Source organism: Streptococcus sp. CF7_Ac1-12 (genome assembly GCF_024295905.1).
Lineage (GTDB): Bacteria > Bacillota > Bacilli > Lactobacillales > Streptococcaceae > Streptococcus > Streptococcus mitis_AP.
This window is the reverse complement of sequence record NZ_JANCPG010000023.1, coordinates 1-18,304: the sequence shown is the minus strand read 5'-3', so window position 1 is coordinate 18,304 and position 18,304 is coordinate 1. Positions and strand designations below refer to the sequence as shown.

Below are 18,304 nucleotides of genomic sequence, written 5' to 3'. Positions count from 1 at the left end.
AGCAAGGAACCAAAATTCCTTGCTTTTTAACTCAATATCAAGCTGGCTACAATAGGGCTGACAAAGACATAGAGAATACCGGTAACACCGATAGCCAAACCACCCATAGCTCCTGCTACAGAACCGTATCGAAAGGCTGTTCCCGTTCCGACAGCATGACCTGTTCCTCCAAGGGAAAGACCAACAGCTACTGGGTCATCAATTTTCAACCACTTCAAGAGGGTTGGGCCGATGACACTGGTTAAAATCCCAGTCGCCACTACAACCACCAAGGTCACGGTCGTCAGACCTTGCAATTTTTCTGTAATTCCCACTGCCATGGCGGTTGTCACTGACTTCGGAAAGAGAGAAATGGCTAGGAAAAAGTCCATTCCAAAAATCTTAGCTACAAGGGCTGTGAAAGAGGTATTGACAACTACTGCTAACAGACTACCAAAGAGAATACTCCGTGCATGGTGCTTCATCAAGTGAAAACTCTTATAAAGCGGAATCCCCAGAGCCACGGTCGATGGAACAATCAAGTTGTTCAGATAAACACCACCTTGGTAGTAATCCTGGTAAGAAATACCCGTCGCCTTTAGAAAGATAATAATGAAAACAGCTGACAAAAGCAAGGGCGTTGTCAAAGGATGGGGAAAACGTCTGTAAATCAACATTCCCACTAGATAAGCTAGGATAGACAAGGCAAGCCCAAATAGGGGATTGGAAACAAATTCACTCATTTGGCATCTCCTTTCTCATAATCTCCCTCAAACCGTCTCTTGATGAACTGAACTACCAAGGCTATGAGGATAATATTGATAACTGCTGCAAAAAAGACAATCAAGACGATGGGCAAAAGATAAGGAGCAATCACATCAAACTTTTCCATGATTCCCACTGCTGGTGGCAAAAAGAGAATGGTCATATTAGCCAGCAAGAAATTCCCCACCATATTGACATGCCTAGTTCTCAGCCACTTGAATTGTAGGGCTAGAAAGAGAATAATCAAACCGATAATACTGCCTGGAATAGGCAAATGAAAGAAACTGGAGATTCCCTCACCGATTAGAGAAATCACAAAGAGAATCATTAATTGAACATATAATTTCATCCTAAACTCCACGAAATAGACTTCTTGCATACCAGTTTACTCTTTTTTCAGAAAATTTCAAGGAAATGCACAAGAGTTGATGAAAGTTTGAGAAGAAAGGGGATACAAACAATTCTTGACTTGGGAAAACAGGCATGATTTAGGATAAAAGATGCCAGCGTCCTTCTTGCCAGCTTTCTTGAAAAGTAGTATAATCATTGCATGCGCAATCATCTTGTGATGCAGAGACTGTCCGAGAATGGACATTCTTCTATGCTATAACTCTAAAAAGAAAGGAGATACTATGACCTATTTGGAAAAATGGTTTGACTTCAATCGGCGTCAGAAAGAAATTGAAAGCCTCTTGGAAGAGACTATTGCCCAGCAGAGCGAGCAAAGTCTGACCTTGAAAGAGTTCTACCTGCTCTACTATCTGGACTTGGCCCAAGAAAAATCTCTACGCCAGATTGACCTGCCAGATAAGCTTCATCTGAGCCCGAGCGCTGTTTCTCGGATGGTGGCTCGCTTGGAAGCCAAAAATTGCGGTCTACTTAGTCGCAGGTGTTGTGATCAAGATCGACGCTCTAGTTTTATCTGCCTGACAGGTGATGGGCAAAAGACACTGGCCTCTCTACAAAAGGCTGTCGAAGAAAGCTTGGAAACTGGTTTGGATTTCTTGGTTTAAGATGATTTTAGAAAAAAAGTTGCGTGCGCAATCATTTTTCTTGACATTCTCTTTTACAAGGAGTAAAATAAAATCATCATTAAACAAAGGAGTTTTAAATATGATTGAAATTACCTATCTAGATGCCAGCAAGAACGAAAGAACTGTAACTTTCGAATCTTATGAAGATTTTGATCGTTCACAACAAGCTTGCCTTATCGGCGTCGCAGACTACTACCCTGTCCAAAAATTAACTTACAACGGTCATGATTTGGACTACCATGGGACTTATGGAGATGTCTTCTTCTATCTCATGAAACAAGATTTAAGCCAATATAACTAAAAAGGAGAAATACAATGGCAAAAGCAATTACAGATGCAACATTCGAACAAGAAACAAAAGACGGTTTGGTCTTGGTAGACTTCTGGGCAACTTGGTGTGGTCCATGTCGTATGCAAGGTCCAATCTTGGATAAATTGTCTGAAGAACTTTCAGAGGATGTCTTGAAAATCGTTAAAATGGACGTTGATGAAAACCCAAACACAGCTCGTGCTTTTGGAATCATGTCTATCCCAACTCTTCTCTTCAAAAAAGACGGCCAAGTTGTCAAACAAGTTGCTGGTGTTCACACAGCAGAACAAATCAAGGCCATCGTTGCTGAATTGAGCTAATCACATTAGAGACCAATTACTTTCTTTGGTCTCTTTTTTCTTGCCCTTTGCCATTTTTCAAAAAATATGCTAAACTGTAGGTAGAATATTACGATGTTTGGGACATGCCATCGCTAAAAAAAACCTCTACTTGGTATTTTTTAGCTCCCTCAAGGGAGCTTTTTGCGTGCTCTGAACATTTCCCATTTTGGAAGGAGTACTATGAAACATCAATCAGCCTTGGTCGTCTTTAGCGGCGGTCAAGATTCTACAACCTGCCTCTTTTGGGCTAAAGAACACTATGAAACGGTCGAAGCCGTTACCTTTGCCTACGGTCAACGCCATCATCTCGAAATTCAAGTTGCTAGAGAAATCGCTAAGGAACAGGGGATTCGTCATCATATCCTAGATATGTCTCTGCTGGGGCAAATCACTGAAAATGCCCTGACCTCTGATTTGGAAATTGAGCAAAAAGAGGGAGAGGTTCCCAATACCTTTGTTGACGGTCGCAACCACCTCTTTCTATCCTTTGCGGCTGTTCTTGCTAAGCAACGGGGCATTAAAGATATCGTGACAGGTGTCTGCGAGACAGACTTCTCAGGCTACCCCGATTGTCGAGATGTCTTTGTCAAATCCCTTAATGTTACCCTCAACCTTGCCATGGATTACGACTTTGTTATCCAAACACCTCTCATGTGGCTAGACAAGGCTGAAACATGGGAATTAGCCGACCAACTCGGTGCCTTTGACTATGTTCGTAAAAAAACTGTAACCTGCTACAACGGAATTATCGGAAGTGGCTGTGGAAATTGTCCAGCCTGCCATCTACGTCAACATGGGTTAGATGTTTATCTCTCACAGAAAGGAGAGGCCTAATGTTTTTTGCACCCAAAGAAATCAAACAGGAAACCGGGGAGTCTCTTGTCTACAATCCTCACAGAACCTTGGTATCAAAAGAATTTACCTTTGACGCTGCCCACCACCTCTTTCACTATGAGGGAAAATGCAAATCCCTGCATGGTCACACCTATCATTTGCAGATTGCTGTCAGTGGATTTTTAGATGAACGTGGCATGACCTACGATTTCGGAGATATCAAAGCTATCTACAAGAACTACTTAGAGCCCCACTTAGATCATCGCTATCTCAATGAAACCCTGCCCTATATGAATACAACCGCTGAAAATATGGTTTACTGGATTTTCCAAACCATGAATCAAGAGTTACCAGATGAACGAGGTCTTCGTTTAGAATACGTTCGCCTCTATGAAACTCCTACTGCCTTTGCAGAGTTTAGACGGGAGTGGTTAGATGACTAGGGAACGTGTCCTCAAACTACCAGTTTTGGAAATTTTTGGTCCTACCTTTCAAGGTGAAGGCCGTGCTATTGGGCAGAAAACCATGTTTGTCCGCACTGCTGGTTGCGACTACCACTGCGACTGGTGCGACTCTGCCTTTACTTGGGATGGTTCTGAAAAGCCAACTCGTATGACAGCTGACGAAGTCATTGCTGCCTTGGATAAATTAGGGAGCTACGACTACGTCACCCTATCTGGGGGAAATCCTGCTATCCTAGCAGCCAACATGGCTGAGCTAGTAACCAAGCTCAAGGAACGTGGTGTCACTCTGGCTGTTGAGACCCAAGGCTCCCGCTGGCAAAATTGGTTAAAAGACATCGACCAGGTCACTCTAAGTCCCAAACCTCCTTCATCCAAGATGGAAGTCAACTTTGAGACCCTGGACTTTATCGTTTCCCAACTTGATCCAGACAAGGTCACCTTTAAAATCCCTGTCTTTGATGATGCGGATTTGGCCTTTGCTAAAGTCATTCAAGAGCGCTACCAACCAGATGTTCTCTTCTTATCAGCTGGAAATCCTGAGCCAAAAGCTACAGGTAATATTGTCCAAGACCAACTGGACCGCCTCAAAGAACTCTGGGAACGTGTCGCTACTGACGATAGCTGGGGCAATGTCCGCGTCCTTCCTCAACTACATACCCTCCTCTACGACAACCAACGCGGTGTTTAAGATTAGAAAGAAAAAATCATGTCACAACAAGAAGAATTGAAAAACCTAAGCCTACTAGGCAACAAAGAAACCAACTACATTTTCGAATATCAACCAGAGGTCCTCGAATCCTTTGACAATCGTCATGTGGAAAATGACTATTTCATCAAATTCAACTGCCCTGAATTCACCTCACTTTGTCCGATCACTGCTCAGCCAGACTTTGCGACCATTTATATTTCCTACATCCCTGACAAGCTCTGTGTCGAGTCAAAATCCCTCAAACTCTACCTCTTTAGCTACCGAAACCACGGAGATTTCCACGAAAACTGTATCAACACCATCGGGAAAGACTTGGTCAACTTGCTAGACCCTCGCTATTTAGAAGTCTGGGGAAAATTCACTCCGCGCGGTGGCATCTCAATTGACCCCTACTACAACTACGGTAAGCCTGGAACTAAGTATGATGGCTTGGCAGAACAACGCCTCTTCCAACACGACCTTTATCCAGAGAAAATTGACAACCGTTAAACTCATACTCAATGAAAATCAAAGAGCAAACTAGGAAGCTAGCCGCAGGTTGCTCAAAACATGGTTTTGAGGTTACAGATAAAACTGACGAAGTCAGTCACATATATAATCCAAGGTGAAGCTGACGTGGTTTGAAAAGATTTTCGAAAAGTATAATACGAAAAAGCCCTGTTCCTCAAGATGAGGAGCAAGGCTTTTTGAGTTTCAATTATTCTTCTGTTCCAAGGAAGTTTCTTGCAACAAGGGCTGCAAGAACTCCACCAACGATTGGGGCAAGGATAAAAATCCAAACTTGTTGAAGGGCTACGCCACCTACCAAGACAGCTGGTGCCAAGCTACGAGCTGGGTTTACTGACAGTCCAGTGATGTTCAATCCCACAAGAATCATTGCCATCAAGGACAAACCGATTACCAAACCAGCAATCGCGCCATTGCCCTTGCTTTCTGATGTCACGGTCATGATAACCAAGACAAACAAGAAAGTTGCAATAACTTCAAACAAGAAACCACCAAAGACAGTGACACCGTTTGCCAAGGCATTTTCACCAAGACTAGCAGTTGACATCCCTGAGTTAGCCAAGAGGAAGAAGACAGAAGCAGATGCTAAGAAGGCTCCAACTACTTGTCCAAGGATGTAGTTTACAAGCTCTGAAGATGACAAACGTTTGTTAACAAACATAGCAATAGAAACAGCTGGATTCAAATGAGCACCTGAAACAGTTCCGATTGAGTAAGCTGCAACTACGATTGCCAAACCAAAGGCAAAGGCAATCCCTAGGTGACCAAGGCCATCAAGACCATTTCCAAAAACAACAGCTCCTGTTCCGATGAACACAAGCATGAACGTACCGATTAATTCAGCGACAAATTTTTTCATTTTCTTTCTCCTTTTTTCAAAAACTAGATACTAGTCTATCAAAAGAGGGAAAGGGTTTCAAGAAAATTGTTTGGAAAAATACTGGTTTGCCTCACTATCTTTTAATTAAGGAATTAAACAGAAAATACATTTCCTCTATAGGACTTATCAGTTGCTTATCTCACTAGCATTTAGCAACTTGATATAATCTAGACCCCATTTCTCGACAGCATCTAAAACAACTCTGAATTCCTGCCCCATTTCAGTTAAGCTGTACTCAACTCGTGGTGGAACTTCGGCATAGACCTTTCGTTGAACAATCTTATCCTTTTCTAATTGACGGAGATGACGGGTCAAAATAGTTTGAGTAATCCCAGGCAATAATCTCTGCAATTCTTTAAATCGTTTGGTACCCGTACTCAACTGATAAATAATTACCAGTGCCCATTTCCCCGTTAAAACCCTCTGCGTTGTCGCAAATGGACAAATACCATACTCACTCACTTTATTTGTCATAAAATATCTTCTTTCTATTTTTTAAAAAAATTTTATCTTTTAGTATCAATAATAGTACCACTTTTGATACTAGCTATCAAAAAAGTGTCTACTTGTTTTTTTTGTTTGTAACTGTTACAATTATATCATAAAAAAGAAATGGAGAATAGATATGTCAACAAACTTAGAAATTTTCAACGCTTATAACCAAGCTTTAATTGCTGGTGACTTTCCTGGTGTCTTTGAAACGATGGCAGACGATATTATCTGGCATCAACCTGGTACTCATAGTATATCTGGTACAGTTGTTGGTAAGGACAAGCTAGGAGCTCACCTTGCTACATTTGCTGAGAAAACTAATGGAACCTTTAAGGTGGTAACAAATTGGGTTTCTGACAATAAGGATTTAATCGCAGCTAATGTTACTTTTCTTGGAACACGTGCTGATGGTACTGAACTCAATATGAACGGGATTGACCTCTTCCGTATTGAAGACGGAAAAATCAAAGAAGTTTGGCTCTTCTCTTCAGATCAAGCTGAAGAAGATAGCTTTTGGGGATAATTAAAGAGGACAGAACAAAAAATTTTGATTTTAGGAATTCTTTATTATAAATTTTTAAAATCGATAGATTAGAAAAAAAGCGAACAAGACAGAATTCTGAGTATCAGATAACTCGTTTTGTTCGCTTTTTTTATTTAAGGTTAGACTTTTGTCCCAGACTCTTTTAATTTACTCTCCCAACTGGGCGCTGTAGGAGATAATCTGGTCAACTGTATCTGATAAGAACTGGATGGTATCACGGAGTGGTTTATCTGTTGAAATATCAGCACCGATAATCATGGCTGACTCAAGTGGTGTCTTGCTACCACCTGATTTAAGGAGATTGAGCCAGTCTTCAGCTCCAGTTTCTGAATGTTTCAGATGAAGGTAACCTGCAGTCGAAATGACTAGTCCTGCTGAGTAAGTGTAACTATACAAGCCCATATAGTAGTGAGCTTGGCGCATCCAAGTCAGAGCTGCATCATCATCAATCTCAATGGCATCTCCCCAGAAATCCGTCAAGACTTCCTTCATAATGCTGTTGAGTTTGCTTGCTCCGAAAGTTTCTCCTTCTTCAATCAATGTGTAAACCTTACGCTGGAAGGCTGCTTCCAAAAGGTGAGTGATAAAGTTATGGAAATAGGTGTCTGTCAAGCGGTGAGCAAGGGCAAAGCGTTTTTGACGTGGGTCGTCAGATTGGTTCTCCAAGTAATCACTGAGTAGCAATTCATTGAAAGTTGACGGTGCTTCAACATAGTAGGTCGACATGTGGGCGTTGAAGTAGCTCTGGTGATTATCTGAAAAGATGAATTGACCAGAATGCCCGATTTCATGAATCAAGGTATAAACATCGCTCAAACGACCAGTCCAGCTCATGAGAACATAAGGATGCACACGATATGGGTCCGCCGCATAACCGCCAGAATCCTTGCCACTGTTAGCAGCAAAGTCCACCCAGCGCTCTTCTTGATAACGAGCAACTTCCTGACAATATTCTTGTCCCAAAGGTTCTACGGACTTCATGACCAAATCATAGGCGTCGTCAATAGTCACTTGAGGATTAAGGGCGCTGTCCAAGTCCAATTTCCAGTCTGCAAAGGTCATCTTTTCAAGACCATTAACCTTGGCAACATGCTTGAGGTATCTCTGAGCAACCGGCGCAAAATCCTTCATGATGAGGTCAATCTGGCGGTCAAACATAGCACGGTCCACTTCCTGCTCAGCTAGAAGATAATCAAAAACTGAATCGTAGCCCTTCATATCTGCCAAGAGTTTTTCAGACTTGACTTGGGCTAGATAGGCTGCTGCAGCCGTATTTTGGTGCTTACGAAGACCTTCTGAGAAGGAACGGAAAGATTTCTCACGAATCTCAGCATCCTCATGGTTTTGGTAGAAATTTTCATAGGTCACAAAGCTGTTTTTGTAGGTCTTGCCATGGGCTTCAAAGTCAGCCATTTCAAAGTCCCCAGCACGCATCTTAGTGTAAATATCCTGCGGACTGTAGAAAACTTCTCCTAAATTGGTCAAGGCCTTCTCCACATCTGCTCCAAGATAGTGGGCTTTTTTAATTTTAGCCTGACGAATAGCTGCCGTCAAATGAGGTAAGTCACCCAAACGATCCAAGACTTCCTCGTCTGCTGCCACTAGGGCATCGTCAAAGAAGGTCAAGGCTACGCTGGCATCTGTTTCAAATTCCATCCCAGCTTGGGCAATGTTGGCAAATTCGTCATTGCTATAATCTGTCGTCTGCGGCATAAAGCCATAGTTGCCAATATGGCTCATCTGAATGTAGATTTGTTCCAATTCCGCAAAGGCCTTTTCAAAATCCTCAAAAGTATGAAGATTACCCTTGTAGTCACGGCTAAACTGGTTGATGTCTTCGCGAGCTTTCTCGATTGCACGTAAGAAATCCTCACGGTCTTGGTATAGGGCTGTTAAATCCCAAAGTTCCTTCTCTGGAAATTCTGAACGGTGTTTTTGTTCCATTTTCTTCCTCTTATTTCTCTAATTCTAATAAAACACTAAGGGCTGATAAAGCGTAAAGCGGTGCTGTTTCTGCTCGCAAAATGCGAGGGCCAAGTCCTGCCAATACTGCTCCCTTAGCTTCAAAACTTTCGATTTCTGCAGGTGAGAGACCACCTTCTGGACCAAAGATAAAGAGCAATTTGTCTCCTTTCTCGAGTCCAGTAACTGCTTGTAAAAGCGCAGCGCTTTCTCCTTCTTTAGCTGATTCTTCATAGGCCACTACGATAGAGTCAAACTGGTCAAGTTGGGCTAGGAAGTCTGCTTTATTCTCGAAAAGCTGGATACTTGGAACAACATTACGCTTGCTTTGCTCTGCTGCTCCAAGGGCGATTTTTTCTAGTTTTTCAACCTTTTTACCCAATTTCTTGCCATCCCATTTGGCAACTGACCAATCTGCGGGGAAGGCCCAAATCTGGCTGGCACCCAGTTCGGTTACTTTTTGAGTGATAAACTCCAGCTTGTCCCCCTTGGGAAAGCCGGATGCAATGGTCACTTGGACTGGCAGTTCCACATTGTCATCTAGTTCTTCTACCAATTCAAACTGACGAGCTTCCACATCCAGCACACGCGCCAAGCGCTTGATACAATCATCAAAGACTAAGGTCACCTCATCGTCTTCTTTCAAGCGCATAACCTGAAACATATGCTTGCTGGTTTCCTTGTCCTCGATGGTGACAGGAGAGATGGCACTGCCTTTGACAAAATACTGTTGCATGCTAGCCTCCAATCACACCGGAAATATCCTTGGTTTTCTTAAAGACACAGGCATTCCATTCCCCTTGAACCATGTGAGTTTCTAGGAAAAATCCAGCTGACTCAGCCGACTCGCGCACCATATCCCACTTGTCCTTGATAATCCCACTCATGATCAGGTAGCCTTCGTCCTTAACCAAGCGATAAGCATCATCCGTCAGATGAACGAGGATATCCGCCAAGATATTAGCTACAATCACATCTGCCTCAATCTCAACTCCCTTAAGCAAGTCTCCTGCTGCTACATGGATGTTTTCCATACCAGGGTTGAGCTCAATATTTTCCTGAGCAACTCGAACTGCTACATCATCTAGGTCATAGGCAAAAATTTCCTTAGCACCAAGCAGCGAGCTGGCAATAGAAAGAACTCCTGAACCAGTCCCCACGTCCAGCACCGTTTCGCCACCACGAAGGACCTGCTCCAAAGCAAAAAGGCTCATCTTAGTTGTTGGATGGGTTCCCGTACCAAAAGCCATACCTGGATCCAGCTTGATAATCTTTTCTCCCGCAGTCGCCTCATAGTCTGTCCACGACGGCACGATAGTCAAATCATGAGTGATACGAGCTGGCTCATAGTATTTCTTCCAGTTGTCTGCCCAGTCTTCCTCAGCCAAGGCAGTCGTCCCCATTTTGACCTCTCCCAAGTCCATAAAATCAGTTAGTTCCGCGAGACGAGCCTGCAAATCTGACTCAACCGTTGCTACATCAACCGTATCAGGGTAATAGGCGGTCACTACGATTTCTTCTTGCTGCTCAACCTCTGGGAAAATCTCGCCGAAGCGGTCAACATTTCCCACATAGTCCATACTGTCTTCAATCGCAACACCTTGCGCTCCCAGCTCAATCAAGAGATTAGAGACCAGCTCCTCTCCCTCACGCTTAACTGTAACTTTTAACTCTTGCCATGTTTCCATTTTGTATTTTCCTTATCAATCTATTAATTCTTCCAATTCTTTTAAAGTTCTTCCATCCTGATTTTTCCAATCAGTTCGACCGTTCGTTTGCATACCCAGCAAAAAAGCCGCTGCATAAGAAGGGCTAGAAAAAAGCTGTTTTTCTTTTAACACTCCATCTTGAATGACCCGAGAAGCTATTAAATTCTGACGCATTTCTTTTAAACTTGCTGGAAGGTATGGAGAATCCTTTATTTCTACTTGACTTCCTTCTAAAACAACAAAACCTTCAGTTGTCCGTTCACAAGTTGCTTCTATTACTTTGTTAGATTTCTTAGTTTTACGCTTTAAATAAAGATAAGTTGAATGATTATCAGTCAAATCTTGACTAACTTTCTTTGTCATTGGAACAAAAACACGATAACCTAAAGTTCCAATAATCATTAGCGTATTTTCAACAATTTCATCCAGTTCAGATTCCTTTTCCTCAGTCACATTACCAGGATTTGGATCATTCCCATTTTTCACAATGTAGCGACCAGCTTCTTTAGCAAGTTGAGTAAATTTATTTTCCAAATAGCTAATTTCTGTTGGACCGAAAGAATTATTTTGAGTTGTTAGAATTATGACGTCATTAAAGTAATCTGCATGAATATCACGAGTATGCTCTTGAATTCGCAACAATACCCCTTCACCATTTTTCCGAGTTGTTGCCTGACCAATATAGGTCACATCTTTTTGCTTATCTTCATCTCGACCAAATAAGAAATAAATACCACTTTGTTTCATTTCATCACGAGACTTCAAATCTCCCAATTGAATACGAGGTATTTTGTAAATCACTCCCGTCCAATTTGACAAAGTACATTTGATTTTTCCAGTTACTTCACCATCCATGAGAAACATATTGATATTTTTGCTACGCTTCGCCATTTATCGAACTTCCTCCAAATAATCTCTCACTCTATTCTGCAACTGAGGTACAACTTGACTGGAACTAAGAAATTCCTCGACATTCATCAGCTGATATCCCTGTCCTTCATCTCCAAACACGATACTGTCAAACTGGTTCTGTGTCAACTGACCGACAAGAAATACAGATTGTTTATCCGCAAAAAGCATACTTGGATAAACCTTACTCCAAAGCAGACAATCCTCAGTCAGATGAATTCCCAGTTCCTCAAAAACTTCACGCGCCACGCACTCAAAAGGACTTTCATCCCCCTCGCGTCCCCCACCGGGAAGCTCCCACATATTGGGCCAGGGAATGCTTGCCTTATCATCGCGTAAGATAGTCAGAAGCTTATCCCCACAAAACAAAGCAATCTTACAGCCTGTGAAATCAGAAATCTCTATGTCCATGTCAAACTCCTAGTATCTCGGATAAGGATAAAATTCTCCCTCTTCCAATCCAACTTTTCCCTCTTCAAAGACTTCTTGGTTCCATTCCATGACAAATTCCTCTGCTTCTGGGTCTTCCAAAAAGTCCATAAGGGCATCTAGCCCAACCTCGGCAGTATCTTTAAGGAATAGTGCAAAATAGTTTAAAAATTCGCGAGAGAAACCTTTCTTTGGTAAGTAAGGAATAACCGTCAAATAGTCTTCCTCATTGACGGTTGACTTAGCAGGATTGTAAAAGAGTACCGCTTCCTCAAATAGGATATCGTCCGACGAAACCTCTCCGTCTTCATCCACCATCTCCACACCTGCAGCATTTTGCACTTCCAATAGAAAACTCACTTCAACCGCGTGGTTGCGCTTGTCCCAACTAATCTCAAAGTCAAAGGGAAAGTTCTTCTCCAACTCTTCCTCTAAAACATCTAAAAATCCATATGTTGCCATTTTGTCCTCTTTCTATGCGACTCTTAAATCGCCCCGATTGCTCGGAAATATGCTAAAATAGATACTACCATCTTACCACATATACATCAGAAAATCCACGCTAGAAAGGACTGCTATGCCAGACAATCTCGCGCTTCGCATGCGCCCTAAAACTATCGACCAGGTCATTGGTCAGGAACATCTGGTCGGGCCTGGAAAAATTATCCGCCGCATGGTGGAAGCCAACCGCCTGTCCTCCATGATTCTTTATGGACCTCCGGGAATCGGCAAGACCAGTATTGCCTCTGCCATCGCAGGGACGACCAAGTATGCCTTTCGAACTTTCAATGCGACAGTAGATAGTAAAAAAAGACTCCAAGAAATAGCTGAAGAGGCTAAATTCTCAGGTGGTCTTGTACTGCTACTAGACGAGATTCATCGTCTTGACAAGACTAAACAAGACTTCCTCTTGCCTCTCTTGGAAAGCGGACTGGTCATCATGATTGGGGCGACGACTGAAAATCCCTTCTTTTCTGTCACTCCAGCCATTCGTAGCCGTGTTCAGATTTTTGAGTTGGAACCCTTGTCTAACCAAGATGTCAAAGGAGCCATTCAAATAGCCCTGACTGACCCTGAACGAGGTTTTGATTTCCCTGTTGAGTTAGATAATGATGCCCTTGATTTTATCGCAACATCTACCAACGGAGACCTCCGTTCTGCCTTTAACTCACTTGATTTGGCAGTTCTCTCCACCCCAGAAAATGATGACGGCATCCGTCATATCACGCTTGACATCATGGAAAATAGTCTTCAGAGAAGCTACATCACTATGGACAAGGATGGAGATGGACATTACGATGTTCTATCTGCCCTTCAAAAGTCTATTCGCGGTTCAGATGTCGATGCCAGTCTCCACTATGCTGCCCGCTTGATTGAGGCTGGGGATCTGCCTAGTCTCGCTCGTCGTTTGACTGTTATCGCTTATGAAGATATCGGTTTGGCCAATCCTGAAGCCCAGATTCACACCGTGACTGCTCTGGATGCTGCACAAAGGATTGGTTTCCCAGAAGCCCGCATTCTCATTGCCAATGTCGTCATTGATTTGGCCCTTTCTCCAAAATCCAACTCAGCCTATGTAGCTATGGATAAGGCACTTGCTGACCTCAAAACATCAGGGCACTTGCCTATTCCGCGACACCTGCGTGATGGGCACTACAGTGGAAGCAAGGAACTGGGGAATGCCCAAGACTATCTCTATCCACACAACTATCCTGGAAATTGGGTCAAGCAAGACTATCTACCAGAAAAAATTCGTAATCATCACTATTTCCAAGCAGAAGATACTGGTAAATATGAACGGGCTTTGGCTCAAAGAAAGGAAGCTATCGACCGTTTGCGAAAAATCTGAAATCCTTTTCAAAAAATTGCATTTTCCTCTTGATTTTTTTTGAAAAAGTGGTATCATATAAACATAGAAACGCTGTGGTGTACGACTTCACACTTAAGTGTTGACCGACTATTTTTTGTATTATTAGGGAAACAAAAGTCTTCTAACAGCATGTAGGCCGTCTCACACGGAAACAGCTTCAGTTAGAGCGAGTTGCCCACCTGCTTAATTGCGCGGGTTCAATACAAACCGTGAAGTTTCGGCACCAATACAGCTTTTTTCTTTGCCTCCTTAGCTCAGCTGGCAGAGCAGCGGACTCTTAATCCGTGGGTCACAGGTTCGATCCCTGTAGGGGGCATCTAAATCAACAGGAAAAAGCCTTGAGTTCCAAGGCTTTTTTGCTTGTCTATAACTAATTTGCCTCATCATTTGCCCCACTTTTAAATCTATCTTTTCTTTTTGAATCAAATTACATCTTAACAAATAGTGTAAAGCCAGTTACTTTTGCTTTGATGCCATACAATATTTTCATGTAGAGAAGACAAATTTTATCTTCTCTTTTTATTTTCAAAATAATAAAAACTGATTTTCTTTTCATGAATCAGACCGAAACTTCCAAATTGTTTATTTATTTTATTGACATTTTCTATAACAAGAGGTAAAATAGTTTCACAATCAAAATATACTATATAAGGGGTATTGAAATGAAATTTTCCAATCGTTTACTGCTATTCCTTGCAGGAGTTGTTTTTGTCCTTTTAGGACTTTTCCTATTTACAAACCCAGTAGCTAATCTTGTTGCTTACAGCTGGTGGATTGCATTTGGTTTACTGGTTTCTTCTATAGCAGATATTTTAGGCTATTTCTCTGCACCAAAAGAGCTTCGCTCACCAGCTCATCTTTTCAAAGGGATTGTTAATCTTCTCTTAGCTCTTTACCTCGTTGCCTATGGCTTTGTGACGCTGCCAGTTGTCATTCCAACTATTTTAGGAATTTGGTTAATTGTAGAAGCCATTATAGTTTTCTTTAAAGGCAATCGTCTGGGATTGATTTTCCCTATTATTGGCAACCATATCATGTGGATAGCGTTGCTTGCATTTTTACTAGGTCTAGTGATTTTGTTCAATCCAGTAGCTACAAGTGTCTTTGTCGTTTATGTCGTTGCCTTTGCATTTTTAATTGTTGGTTTCACCTATATCCTTGATGCCTTTCGTAAATAATCTAGCTGCCATTTTGGGCATATTAAAATAGCTGGGAAGTTACATTCTCAGCTTTTTCTGTTGCCTCCTTAGCTCAGTTGGTAGAGCAGTAGACTCTTAAGCTATGGGGCGCAGGTTCGAGCCCTGCAGGGGGCACATCTAAATCAACAGAAATAAGCCTTGAAACCAAGGCTTTTTTTAACGTCTAATAGCTTTTTGTAGAAAAGTATTTAAAAATAAAAGAGAAGAGAATCTCTCACTCTCTTCTCAGTATATCTTATTAAATTTAGTTTTTCTTAATCTAGCTGATTTTCCTTTGCAACGACAAATTCCTTAACCAATCGATAGATAACAGCAAATATCGGTGTAAAGAATATCATCCCAAGTAAGCCAAAGAGATTGCCTCCAATACTAGCAGCCGCAAGCGTGAAAATAGCTGGCAAACCAATAGACTGACCTACAACTCTAGGATAAATAAGGTTTCCTTCAATCAGCTGTATAACTTGATATAGAAGAAGAGAAAGTAAGGCTTGAGTAGGACTCACTGTGAAGATAAAAATCGCTCCCACAACACAAGCAATCATAGGCCCTACATAAGGAATGAACGATAGCACTCCTGCAAAGATACCTGTCATTACTCCATAGGGTATCCCAAACACGCTGTAACCAACCGCTATCATAACTCCTATGATAACTGCTTCAATCAGCTGACTCATCAAAAATTGGTCATAAGTCTCTAGTGCTACTTGTCCAATGTAAGTCAACTTTATCACCACCTTCTCTGGAAGAAAAACTTTTAGAAGTCGACTCGTCATCGCTGCCAAATGTTCCTTACTGGATAAAAATAAAAAGGTGAAGACTATAATCAAAAAGGCATTCATCAAACTTGAAAAAATATTGCCGATATTACTAGTCAGACCTGATAAAAAACCTATCAAAGCTTGGCTAATAGAACTAGATTGTCCCTGTATGCCTGATACGATAGTTGACAACATGTCTTTGGTTACAAATTCCGAGCTGCCTAGCAATTTCCCAAGTTGAGTAAGGACTGTTGAAAGGACTGTTCCCAGCTGACTAATAGTCTGGGCTAGGGTTGGCAGCACCAAAACCAAAAGAGCAATCACGATTAAGATAAGAGCTAGGAAAACAAGTACCATGGCAATCGGACGACGCAACTCTGCCTTTACCTTCAATTTAACTAAGTACTGTTCAATTTTTTTCATAGGAACATTAAGCACAAAAGCAATAACAGCACCATAAATCAAGGTTGATATTACATCAAAGAGAGAGATTGCTCCTGATATAAAGCTCGATGCATTCAGAATTACAAGAGCAACCAGCCCTATAAAAAGTATTAACGGGGTGTATTTTTTTACTAAGTTCATAAATTCTCCTTAATAAACATGTTTAGATACGACTATACTATTTGGTTTTTCAAACTCTCGATTAAGGTAGGCTTGGTAAGTTCCTGGAGCGATAAATCCTTTGGGTGAGAGGATATCGGTGCCAGCCTGACCGACTATGGTATCAGCCAAGAGCACACAGTTTGTAGATAAGACAAAGTAGGATTTAAACTTAGATTTGATAAATTTATAAAGTTCCCCATCCGTCTCATGTCTGATTTTATAAGCGTAGGTGCAGTCTTCCTTACCATCACCTGTCATGATTTTATCCGCACTTGGCTCCCATGGAATCGTCAGTTGTTTCAATTCAGCCAACTTTTTCTGAACTGCTTTTTCCATTTCAGGCGTCAAATCTATCCCATAACCAAAAAGCGTTTTTTGACTCTCACGTTTACATAGGTCAATGTACTTGTCACGATCACAGAAATATAAGACACCATCTCCTACCATGCCAAATAAGGTCTCAGAAGACGGATCATAGTTGCCATAAGAAATAACACGGCCTTGATAGCAGATATCCACATGACCAATTGCCGAAAACAGAGAGGTCTCAGCTGTATGAACAAAAATTTCAAGCTCCGCTGTCTTACCAGACTTCACTATTCCAAGATGGATATCTTCTTCCTCATCAGCATTTTCCAGCATAAATTTGTTAACTTTTGCTAAAGTTCTTGCAGGGATGAGAGCGGCTAGGACAATAGGTAAGCTAATTCTAATACGACGTTTGAGATGGTTTTTCCCAATTTCCTCCTCAAACAAGAAACCATCACGGATATTGGACACACCATAAAGGAAAAAATAAGCCCCTAATACAAAGAGTTGAAAGACAGAATTTCCTGTAGAGGACAAAAGACTAGTCCCACCAAGAAAAACTAGTACGAGTCCATCTAGTAAGAGACGAAAACGAGGTCGAATTTTGTTTTTGCGGTAGAGAACATAGGTGACAAGGTTAATACTAGCATGAAAAATCTGATAAACTCCAATCACAAGAGCCAAAATATAAATCGGCACATCCGTCGCAAGATTGGAGCCAAGCAAATATCCCAGCACTAACAATTTAACCAGTGCAACTCCCAAGGTGTCCGTTGACTGACTTTTTTTGAAAATACGTAATACTAAATCTAAGACCGTTGCTATCCAAGCTAAAAACAGAACCAGTCGAATAACCTTTACTGGCAACCAAGTCCCCGTGACCATCAAGATGAGACCTAGCAGAACAAACAAGAACCCCTGAGCAAGTAATTTCTTACCTGTCAGACCTAAAGATAGAATTTTCGCCATATAAAAACCTTTCAACAATAAAAATTAAACACTCCGATTAAACTGACTAGTAAATAGCCAACACTACAAACAGCCTGTGCCAGCAACATATGGTGACTAGAAATGACTGTAGTAATGTCACCATCTTGTCTTATGCACTTCTAAAATTTGTTATATTGATTAGAAACCAGAGCTTATAAAAACTAGCTAAACTCGAGAGATAGACACAATTGCGACGAAAAAATGTATAACCAATTCAACTTGTTAAGGTAAGAAAGCATTATTTCCAATCTATTAATTATTCATCTATTACCTATTATGACACAATATTCCCTATAGTTCAACTTTTTACTTGTTTTTATATTACACGGACTAAAAAGTTTTCAACAGTTGATTGCATTTGTTTTAATAAGTTTTAACCTTTCTTGGTTAGATAAAAAAAGAACCATACAGTTTAGAATCTGTATGGTTTTTGCCCCACTTTTGTCCCATTTTTAAATCATGACATTGAAAATACCTAAAAGTACCTTCCGAAAATCACTTAAATTTCAACTTTTTAATTACTTTCAAGATGATATAGTCTCCCAAATCCATGGGGGCATCTACATACAACAGGAAAAGCCTTGGAATCAAGGCTTTTTTGTGTAGTCTTAGCACTAAAAAACGATAGAAAAAACACCCCTTCTGAACTGCACCCCAAAAGTTAGACAGAAAAAACCTAACTTTTGTGGCGCAGTTCATTCGCG

The 18,304-nt window shown here is 41.4% G+C and carries 23 protein-coding genes and 2 tRNA genes; 12 read left to right on the top strand and 13 right to left on the bottom strand.

Annotated elements, in window-relative coordinates:
* Nucleotides 1–26: 26 nt before the first annotated feature.
* Together NMM17_RS09230 and NMM17_RS09225 are read right to left on the bottom strand one after the other, a co-directional pair.
* A complete protein-coding gene (locus tag NMM17_RS09230; protein WP_001288946.1) occupies nucleotides 27–722 on the bottom strand; it encodes an LrgB family protein in 696 nt (231 codons plus the stop codon).
* On the bottom strand, nucleotides 719–1,093 hold the full coding sequence (locus tag NMM17_RS09225; protein ID WP_000781325.1) for a CidA/LrgA family protein: 375 nt from the start codon (nucleotides 1,091–1,093) through the stop codon (nucleotides 719–721). Before NMM17_RS09225 ends, NMM17_RS09230 begins: the two co-directional genes overlap by 4 nt.
* Nucleotides 1,094–1,376: 283 nt before the next feature.
* Between NMM17_RS09225 and NMM17_RS09220 the strand changes: the two genes are divergently transcribed.
* The 7 genes from NMM17_RS09220 to queF all read left to right on the top strand — a co-directional run bounded on the left by NMM17_RS09220 (nucleotide 1,377) and on the right by queF (nucleotide 4,925).
* On the top strand, nucleotides 1,377–1,757 hold the full coding sequence (locus NMM17_RS09220; protein ID WP_020901663.1) for a MarR family winged helix-turn-helix transcriptional regulator: 381 nt from the start codon (nucleotides 1,377–1,379) through the stop codon (nucleotides 1,755–1,757).
* Nucleotides 1,758–1,857: 100 nt separating this feature from the next.
* A complete protein-coding gene (locus tag NMM17_RS09215; RefSeq protein ID WP_000570256.1) occupies nucleotides 1,858–2,079 on the top strand; it encodes a DUF4649 family protein in 222 nt (73 codons plus the stop codon).
* Nucleotides 2,080–2,093: 14 nt separating this feature from the next.
* A complete protein-coding gene (trxA, locus tag NMM17_RS09210; protein ID WP_001029581.1) occupies nucleotides 2,094–2,408 on the top strand; it encodes a thioredoxin in 315 nt (104 codons plus the stop codon).
* 201 nt (nucleotides 2,409–2,609) lie between these two features.
* Complete coding sequence (gene queC, locus NMM17_RS09205; RefSeq protein ID WP_049550632.1) at nucleotides 2,610–3,263, top strand: 7-cyano-7-deazaguanine synthase QueC; 654 nt, start codon at nucleotides 2,610–2,612, stop codon at nucleotides 3,261–3,263.
* Nucleotides 3,263–3,706, top strand: coding sequence for a 6-carboxytetrahydropterin synthase QueD (gene queD, locus NMM17_RS09200; protein WP_000464573.1), 444 nt, complete (start codon nucleotides 3,263–3,265; stop codon nucleotides 3,704–3,706). The genes queC and queD overlap by 1 nt, the downstream gene beginning before the upstream one ends.
* Entirely contained in the window at nucleotides 3,699–4,415 is a 717-nt protein-coding gene (queE, locus tag NMM17_RS09195; RefSeq protein ID WP_049550633.1) for a 7-carboxy-7-deazaguanine synthase QueE, read from the top strand. Before queD ends, queE begins: the two co-directional genes overlap by 8 nt.
* 18 nt (nucleotides 4,416–4,433) lie before the next feature.
* Nucleotides 4,434–4,925 (top strand): preQ(1) synthase, encoded by a 492-nt coding sequence (gene queF, locus NMM17_RS09190; protein WP_049550634.1) that lies wholly within the window; start codon nucleotides 4,434–4,436, stop codon nucleotides 4,923–4,925.
* A gap of 208 nt (nucleotides 4,926–5,133) precedes the next feature.
* On the opposite strand, the gene NMM17_RS09185 is transcribed toward queF, so the two are convergent.
* Entirely contained in the window at nucleotides 5,134–5,802 is a 669-nt protein-coding gene (locus NMM17_RS09185; RefSeq protein ID WP_049551484.1) for an MIP/aquaporin family protein, read from the bottom strand.
* Between the two features lie 147 nt (nucleotides 5,803–5,949).
* Nucleotides 5,950–6,297, bottom strand: coding sequence for a helix-turn-helix domain-containing protein (locus tag NMM17_RS09180; RefSeq protein WP_042900485.1), 348 nt, complete (start codon nucleotides 6,295–6,297; stop codon nucleotides 5,950–5,952).
* Nucleotides 6,298–6,448: 151 nt separating this feature from the next.
* Between NMM17_RS09180 and NMM17_RS09175 the strand changes: the two genes are divergently transcribed.
* Nucleotides 6,449–6,838, top strand: coding sequence for a nuclear transport factor 2 family protein (locus NMM17_RS09175; RefSeq protein ID WP_084927208.1), 390 nt, complete (start codon nucleotides 6,449–6,451; stop codon nucleotides 6,836–6,838).
* A gap of 168 nt (nucleotides 6,839–7,006) precedes the next feature.
* On the opposite strand, the gene pepF is transcribed toward NMM17_RS09175, so the two are convergent.
* The 6 genes from pepF to NMM17_RS09145 are packed head-to-tail and all read right to left on the bottom strand — an operon-like array spanning nucleotide 7,007 to nucleotide 12,330.
* Nucleotides 7,007–8,803 (bottom strand): oligoendopeptidase F, encoded by a 1,797-nt coding sequence (gene pepF, locus NMM17_RS09170; protein ID WP_254754310.1) that lies wholly within the window; start codon nucleotides 8,801–8,803, stop codon nucleotides 7,007–7,009.
* A gap of 10 nt (nucleotides 8,804–8,813) precedes the next feature.
* Nucleotides 8,814–9,557 carry a 16S rRNA (uracil(1498)-N(3))-methyltransferase gene (locus tag NMM17_RS09165; RefSeq protein ID WP_254754309.1) on the bottom strand — a complete coding sequence of 248 codons (744 nt, stop codon included), beginning with the start codon at nucleotides 9,555–9,557 and terminating at the stop codon, nucleotides 8,814–8,816.
* A 1-nt stretch (nucleotide 9,558) separates the two neighbouring features.
* Nucleotides 9,559–10,509 carry a 50S ribosomal protein L11 methyltransferase gene (gene prmA / locus NMM17_RS09160; RefSeq protein WP_025171391.1) on the bottom strand — a complete coding sequence of 317 codons (951 nt, stop codon included), beginning with the start codon at nucleotides 10,507–10,509 and terminating at the stop codon, nucleotides 9,559–9,561.
* A 15-nt stretch (nucleotides 10,510–10,524) separates the two neighbouring features.
* Complete coding sequence (locus tag NMM17_RS09155; protein WP_254754308.1) at nucleotides 10,525–11,421, bottom strand: GIY-YIG nuclease family protein; 897 nt, start codon at nucleotides 11,419–11,421, stop codon at nucleotides 10,525–10,527.
* The gene (locus NMM17_RS09150; protein ID WP_254754307.1) at nucleotides 11,422–11,850 is read right to left on the bottom strand and encodes an NUDIX hydrolase; all 429 of its coding nucleotides are present in this window, start codon (nucleotides 11,848–11,850) and stop codon (nucleotides 11,422–11,424) included.
* 9 nt (nucleotides 11,851–11,859) lie between these two features.
* Complete coding sequence (locus NMM17_RS09145) at nucleotides 11,860–12,330, bottom strand: DUF3013 family protein (RefSeq protein WP_084927215.1); 471 nt, start codon at nucleotides 12,328–12,330, stop codon at nucleotides 11,860–11,862.
* 115 nt (nucleotides 12,331–12,445) lie between these two features.
* Between NMM17_RS09145 and NMM17_RS09140 the strand changes: the two genes are divergently transcribed.
* The 4 genes from NMM17_RS09140 (at nucleotide 12,446) to NMM17_RS09125 (ending at nucleotide 15,051) form a co-directional block, all read left to right on the top strand.
* Nucleotides 12,446–13,717 carry a replication-associated recombination protein A gene (locus tag NMM17_RS09140; protein WP_153193067.1) on the top strand — a complete coding sequence of 424 codons (1,272 nt, stop codon included), beginning with the start codon at nucleotides 12,446–12,448 and terminating at the stop codon, nucleotides 13,715–13,717.
* Nucleotides 13,718–13,981: 264 nt separating this feature from the next.
* Nucleotides 13,982–14,054, top strand: a tRNA-Lys gene (locus tag NMM17_RS09135).
* Between the two features lie 346 nt (nucleotides 14,055–14,400).
* A complete protein-coding gene (locus tag NMM17_RS09130) occupies nucleotides 14,401–14,916 on the top strand; it encodes a DUF308 domain-containing protein (protein ID WP_153193055.1) in 516 nt (171 codons plus the stop codon).
* Nucleotides 14,917–14,978: 62 nt separating this feature from the next.
* Nucleotides 14,979–15,051, top strand: a tRNA-Lys gene (locus NMM17_RS09125).
* A gap of 140 nt (nucleotides 15,052–15,191) precedes the next feature.
* Here NMM17_RS09125 and NMM17_RS09120 read toward each other — a convergent pair.
* The 3 genes from NMM17_RS09120 to NMM17_RS09110 all read right to left on the bottom strand — a co-directional run.
* A complete protein-coding gene (locus NMM17_RS09120) occupies nucleotides 15,192–16,280 on the bottom strand; it encodes an AI-2E family transporter (RefSeq protein ID WP_004256071.1) in 1,089 nt (362 codons plus the stop codon).
* A gap of 9 nt (nucleotides 16,281–16,289) precedes the next feature.
* A complete protein-coding gene (locus tag NMM17_RS09115; RefSeq protein ID WP_254754306.1) occupies nucleotides 16,290–17,579 on the bottom strand; it encodes a DUF308 domain-containing protein in 1,290 nt (429 codons plus the stop codon).
* 516 nt (nucleotides 17,580–18,095) lie between these two features.
* Nucleotides 18,096–18,304 (bottom strand): hypothetical protein (locus NMM17_RS09110; RefSeq protein WP_254754305.1); only part of this gene is annotated, 209 nt, incomplete at its 5' end.

What these genes read in the sequence shown, in the direction of transcription:
- NMM17_RS09230 (WP_001288946.1), bottom strand. Translation starts at nt 722, where the DNA reads ATGAGTGAATTTGTTTCCAATCCCCTATTTGGGCTTGCCTTGTCTATC.
- NMM17_RS09225 (WP_000781325.1), bottom strand. Translation starts at nt 1,093, where the DNA reads ATGAAATTATATGTTCAATTAATGATTCTCTTTGTGATTTCTCTAATC.
- NMM17_RS09220 (WP_020901663.1), top strand. Translation starts at nt 1,377, where the DNA reads ATGACCTATTTGGAAAAATGGTTTGACTTCAATCGGCGTCAGAAAGAA.
- NMM17_RS09215 (WP_000570256.1), top strand. Translation starts at nt 1,858, where the DNA reads ATGATTGAAATTACCTATCTAGATGCCAGCAAGAACGAAAGAACTGTA.
- trxA (WP_001029581.1), top strand. Translation starts at nt 2,094, where the DNA reads ATGGCAAAAGCAATTACAGATGCAACATTCGAACAAGAAACAAAAGAC.
- queC (WP_049550632.1), top strand. Translation starts at nt 2,610, where the DNA reads ATGAAACATCAATCAGCCTTGGTCGTCTTTAGCGGCGGTCAAGATTCT.
- queD (WP_000464573.1), top strand. Translation starts at nt 3,263, where the DNA reads ATGTTTTTTGCACCCAAAGAAATCAAACAGGAAACCGGGGAGTCTCTT.
- queE (WP_049550633.1), top strand. Translation starts at nt 3,699, where the DNA reads ATGACTAGGGAACGTGTCCTCAAACTACCAGTTTTGGAAATTTTTGGT.
- queF (WP_049550634.1), top strand. Translation starts at nt 4,434, where the DNA reads ATGTCACAACAAGAAGAATTGAAAAACCTAAGCCTACTAGGCAACAAA.
- NMM17_RS09185 (WP_049551484.1), bottom strand. Translation starts at nt 5,802, where the DNA reads ATGAAAAAATTTGTCGCTGAATTAATCGGTACGTTCATGCTTGTGTTC.
- NMM17_RS09180 (WP_042900485.1), bottom strand. Translation starts at nt 6,297, where the DNA reads ATGACAAATAAAGTGAGTGAGTATGGTATTTGTCCATTTGCGACAACG.
- NMM17_RS09175 (WP_084927208.1), top strand. Translation starts at nt 6,449, where the DNA reads ATGTCAACAAACTTAGAAATTTTCAACGCTTATAACCAAGCTTTAATT.
- pepF (WP_254754310.1), bottom strand. Translation starts at nt 8,803, where the DNA reads ATGGAACAAAAACACCGTTCAGAATTTCCAGAGAAGGAACTTTGGGAT.
- NMM17_RS09165 (WP_254754309.1), bottom strand. Translation starts at nt 9,557, where the DNA reads ATGCAACAGTATTTTGTCAAAGGCAGTGCCATCTCTCCTGTCACCATC.
- prmA (WP_025171391.1), bottom strand. Translation starts at nt 10,509, where the DNA reads ATGGAAACATGGCAAGAGTTAAAAGTTACAGTTAAGCGTGAGGGAGAG.
- NMM17_RS09155 (WP_254754308.1), bottom strand. Translation starts at nt 11,421, where the DNA reads ATGGCGAAGCGTAGCAAAAATATCAATATGTTTCTCATGGATGGTGAA.
- NMM17_RS09150 (WP_254754307.1), bottom strand. Translation starts at nt 11,850, where the DNA reads ATGGACATAGAGATTTCTGATTTCACAGGCTGTAAGATTGCTTTGTTT.
- NMM17_RS09145 (WP_084927215.1), bottom strand. Translation starts at nt 12,330, where the DNA reads ATGGCAACATATGGATTTTTAGATGTTTTAGAGGAAGAGTTGGAGAAG.
- NMM17_RS09140 (WP_153193067.1), top strand. Translation starts at nt 12,446, where the DNA reads ATGCCAGACAATCTCGCGCTTCGCATGCGCCCTAAAACTATCGACCAG.
- NMM17_RS09130 (WP_153193055.1), top strand. Translation starts at nt 14,401, where the DNA reads ATGAAATTTTCCAATCGTTTACTGCTATTCCTTGCAGGAGTTGTTTTT.
- NMM17_RS09120 (WP_004256071.1), bottom strand. Translation starts at nt 16,280, where the DNA reads ATGAACTTAGTAAAAAAATACACCCCGTTAATACTTTTTATAGGGCTG.
- NMM17_RS09115 (WP_254754306.1), bottom strand. Translation starts at nt 17,579, where the DNA reads ATGGCGAAAATTCTATCTTTAGGTCTGACAGGTAAGAAATTACTTGCT.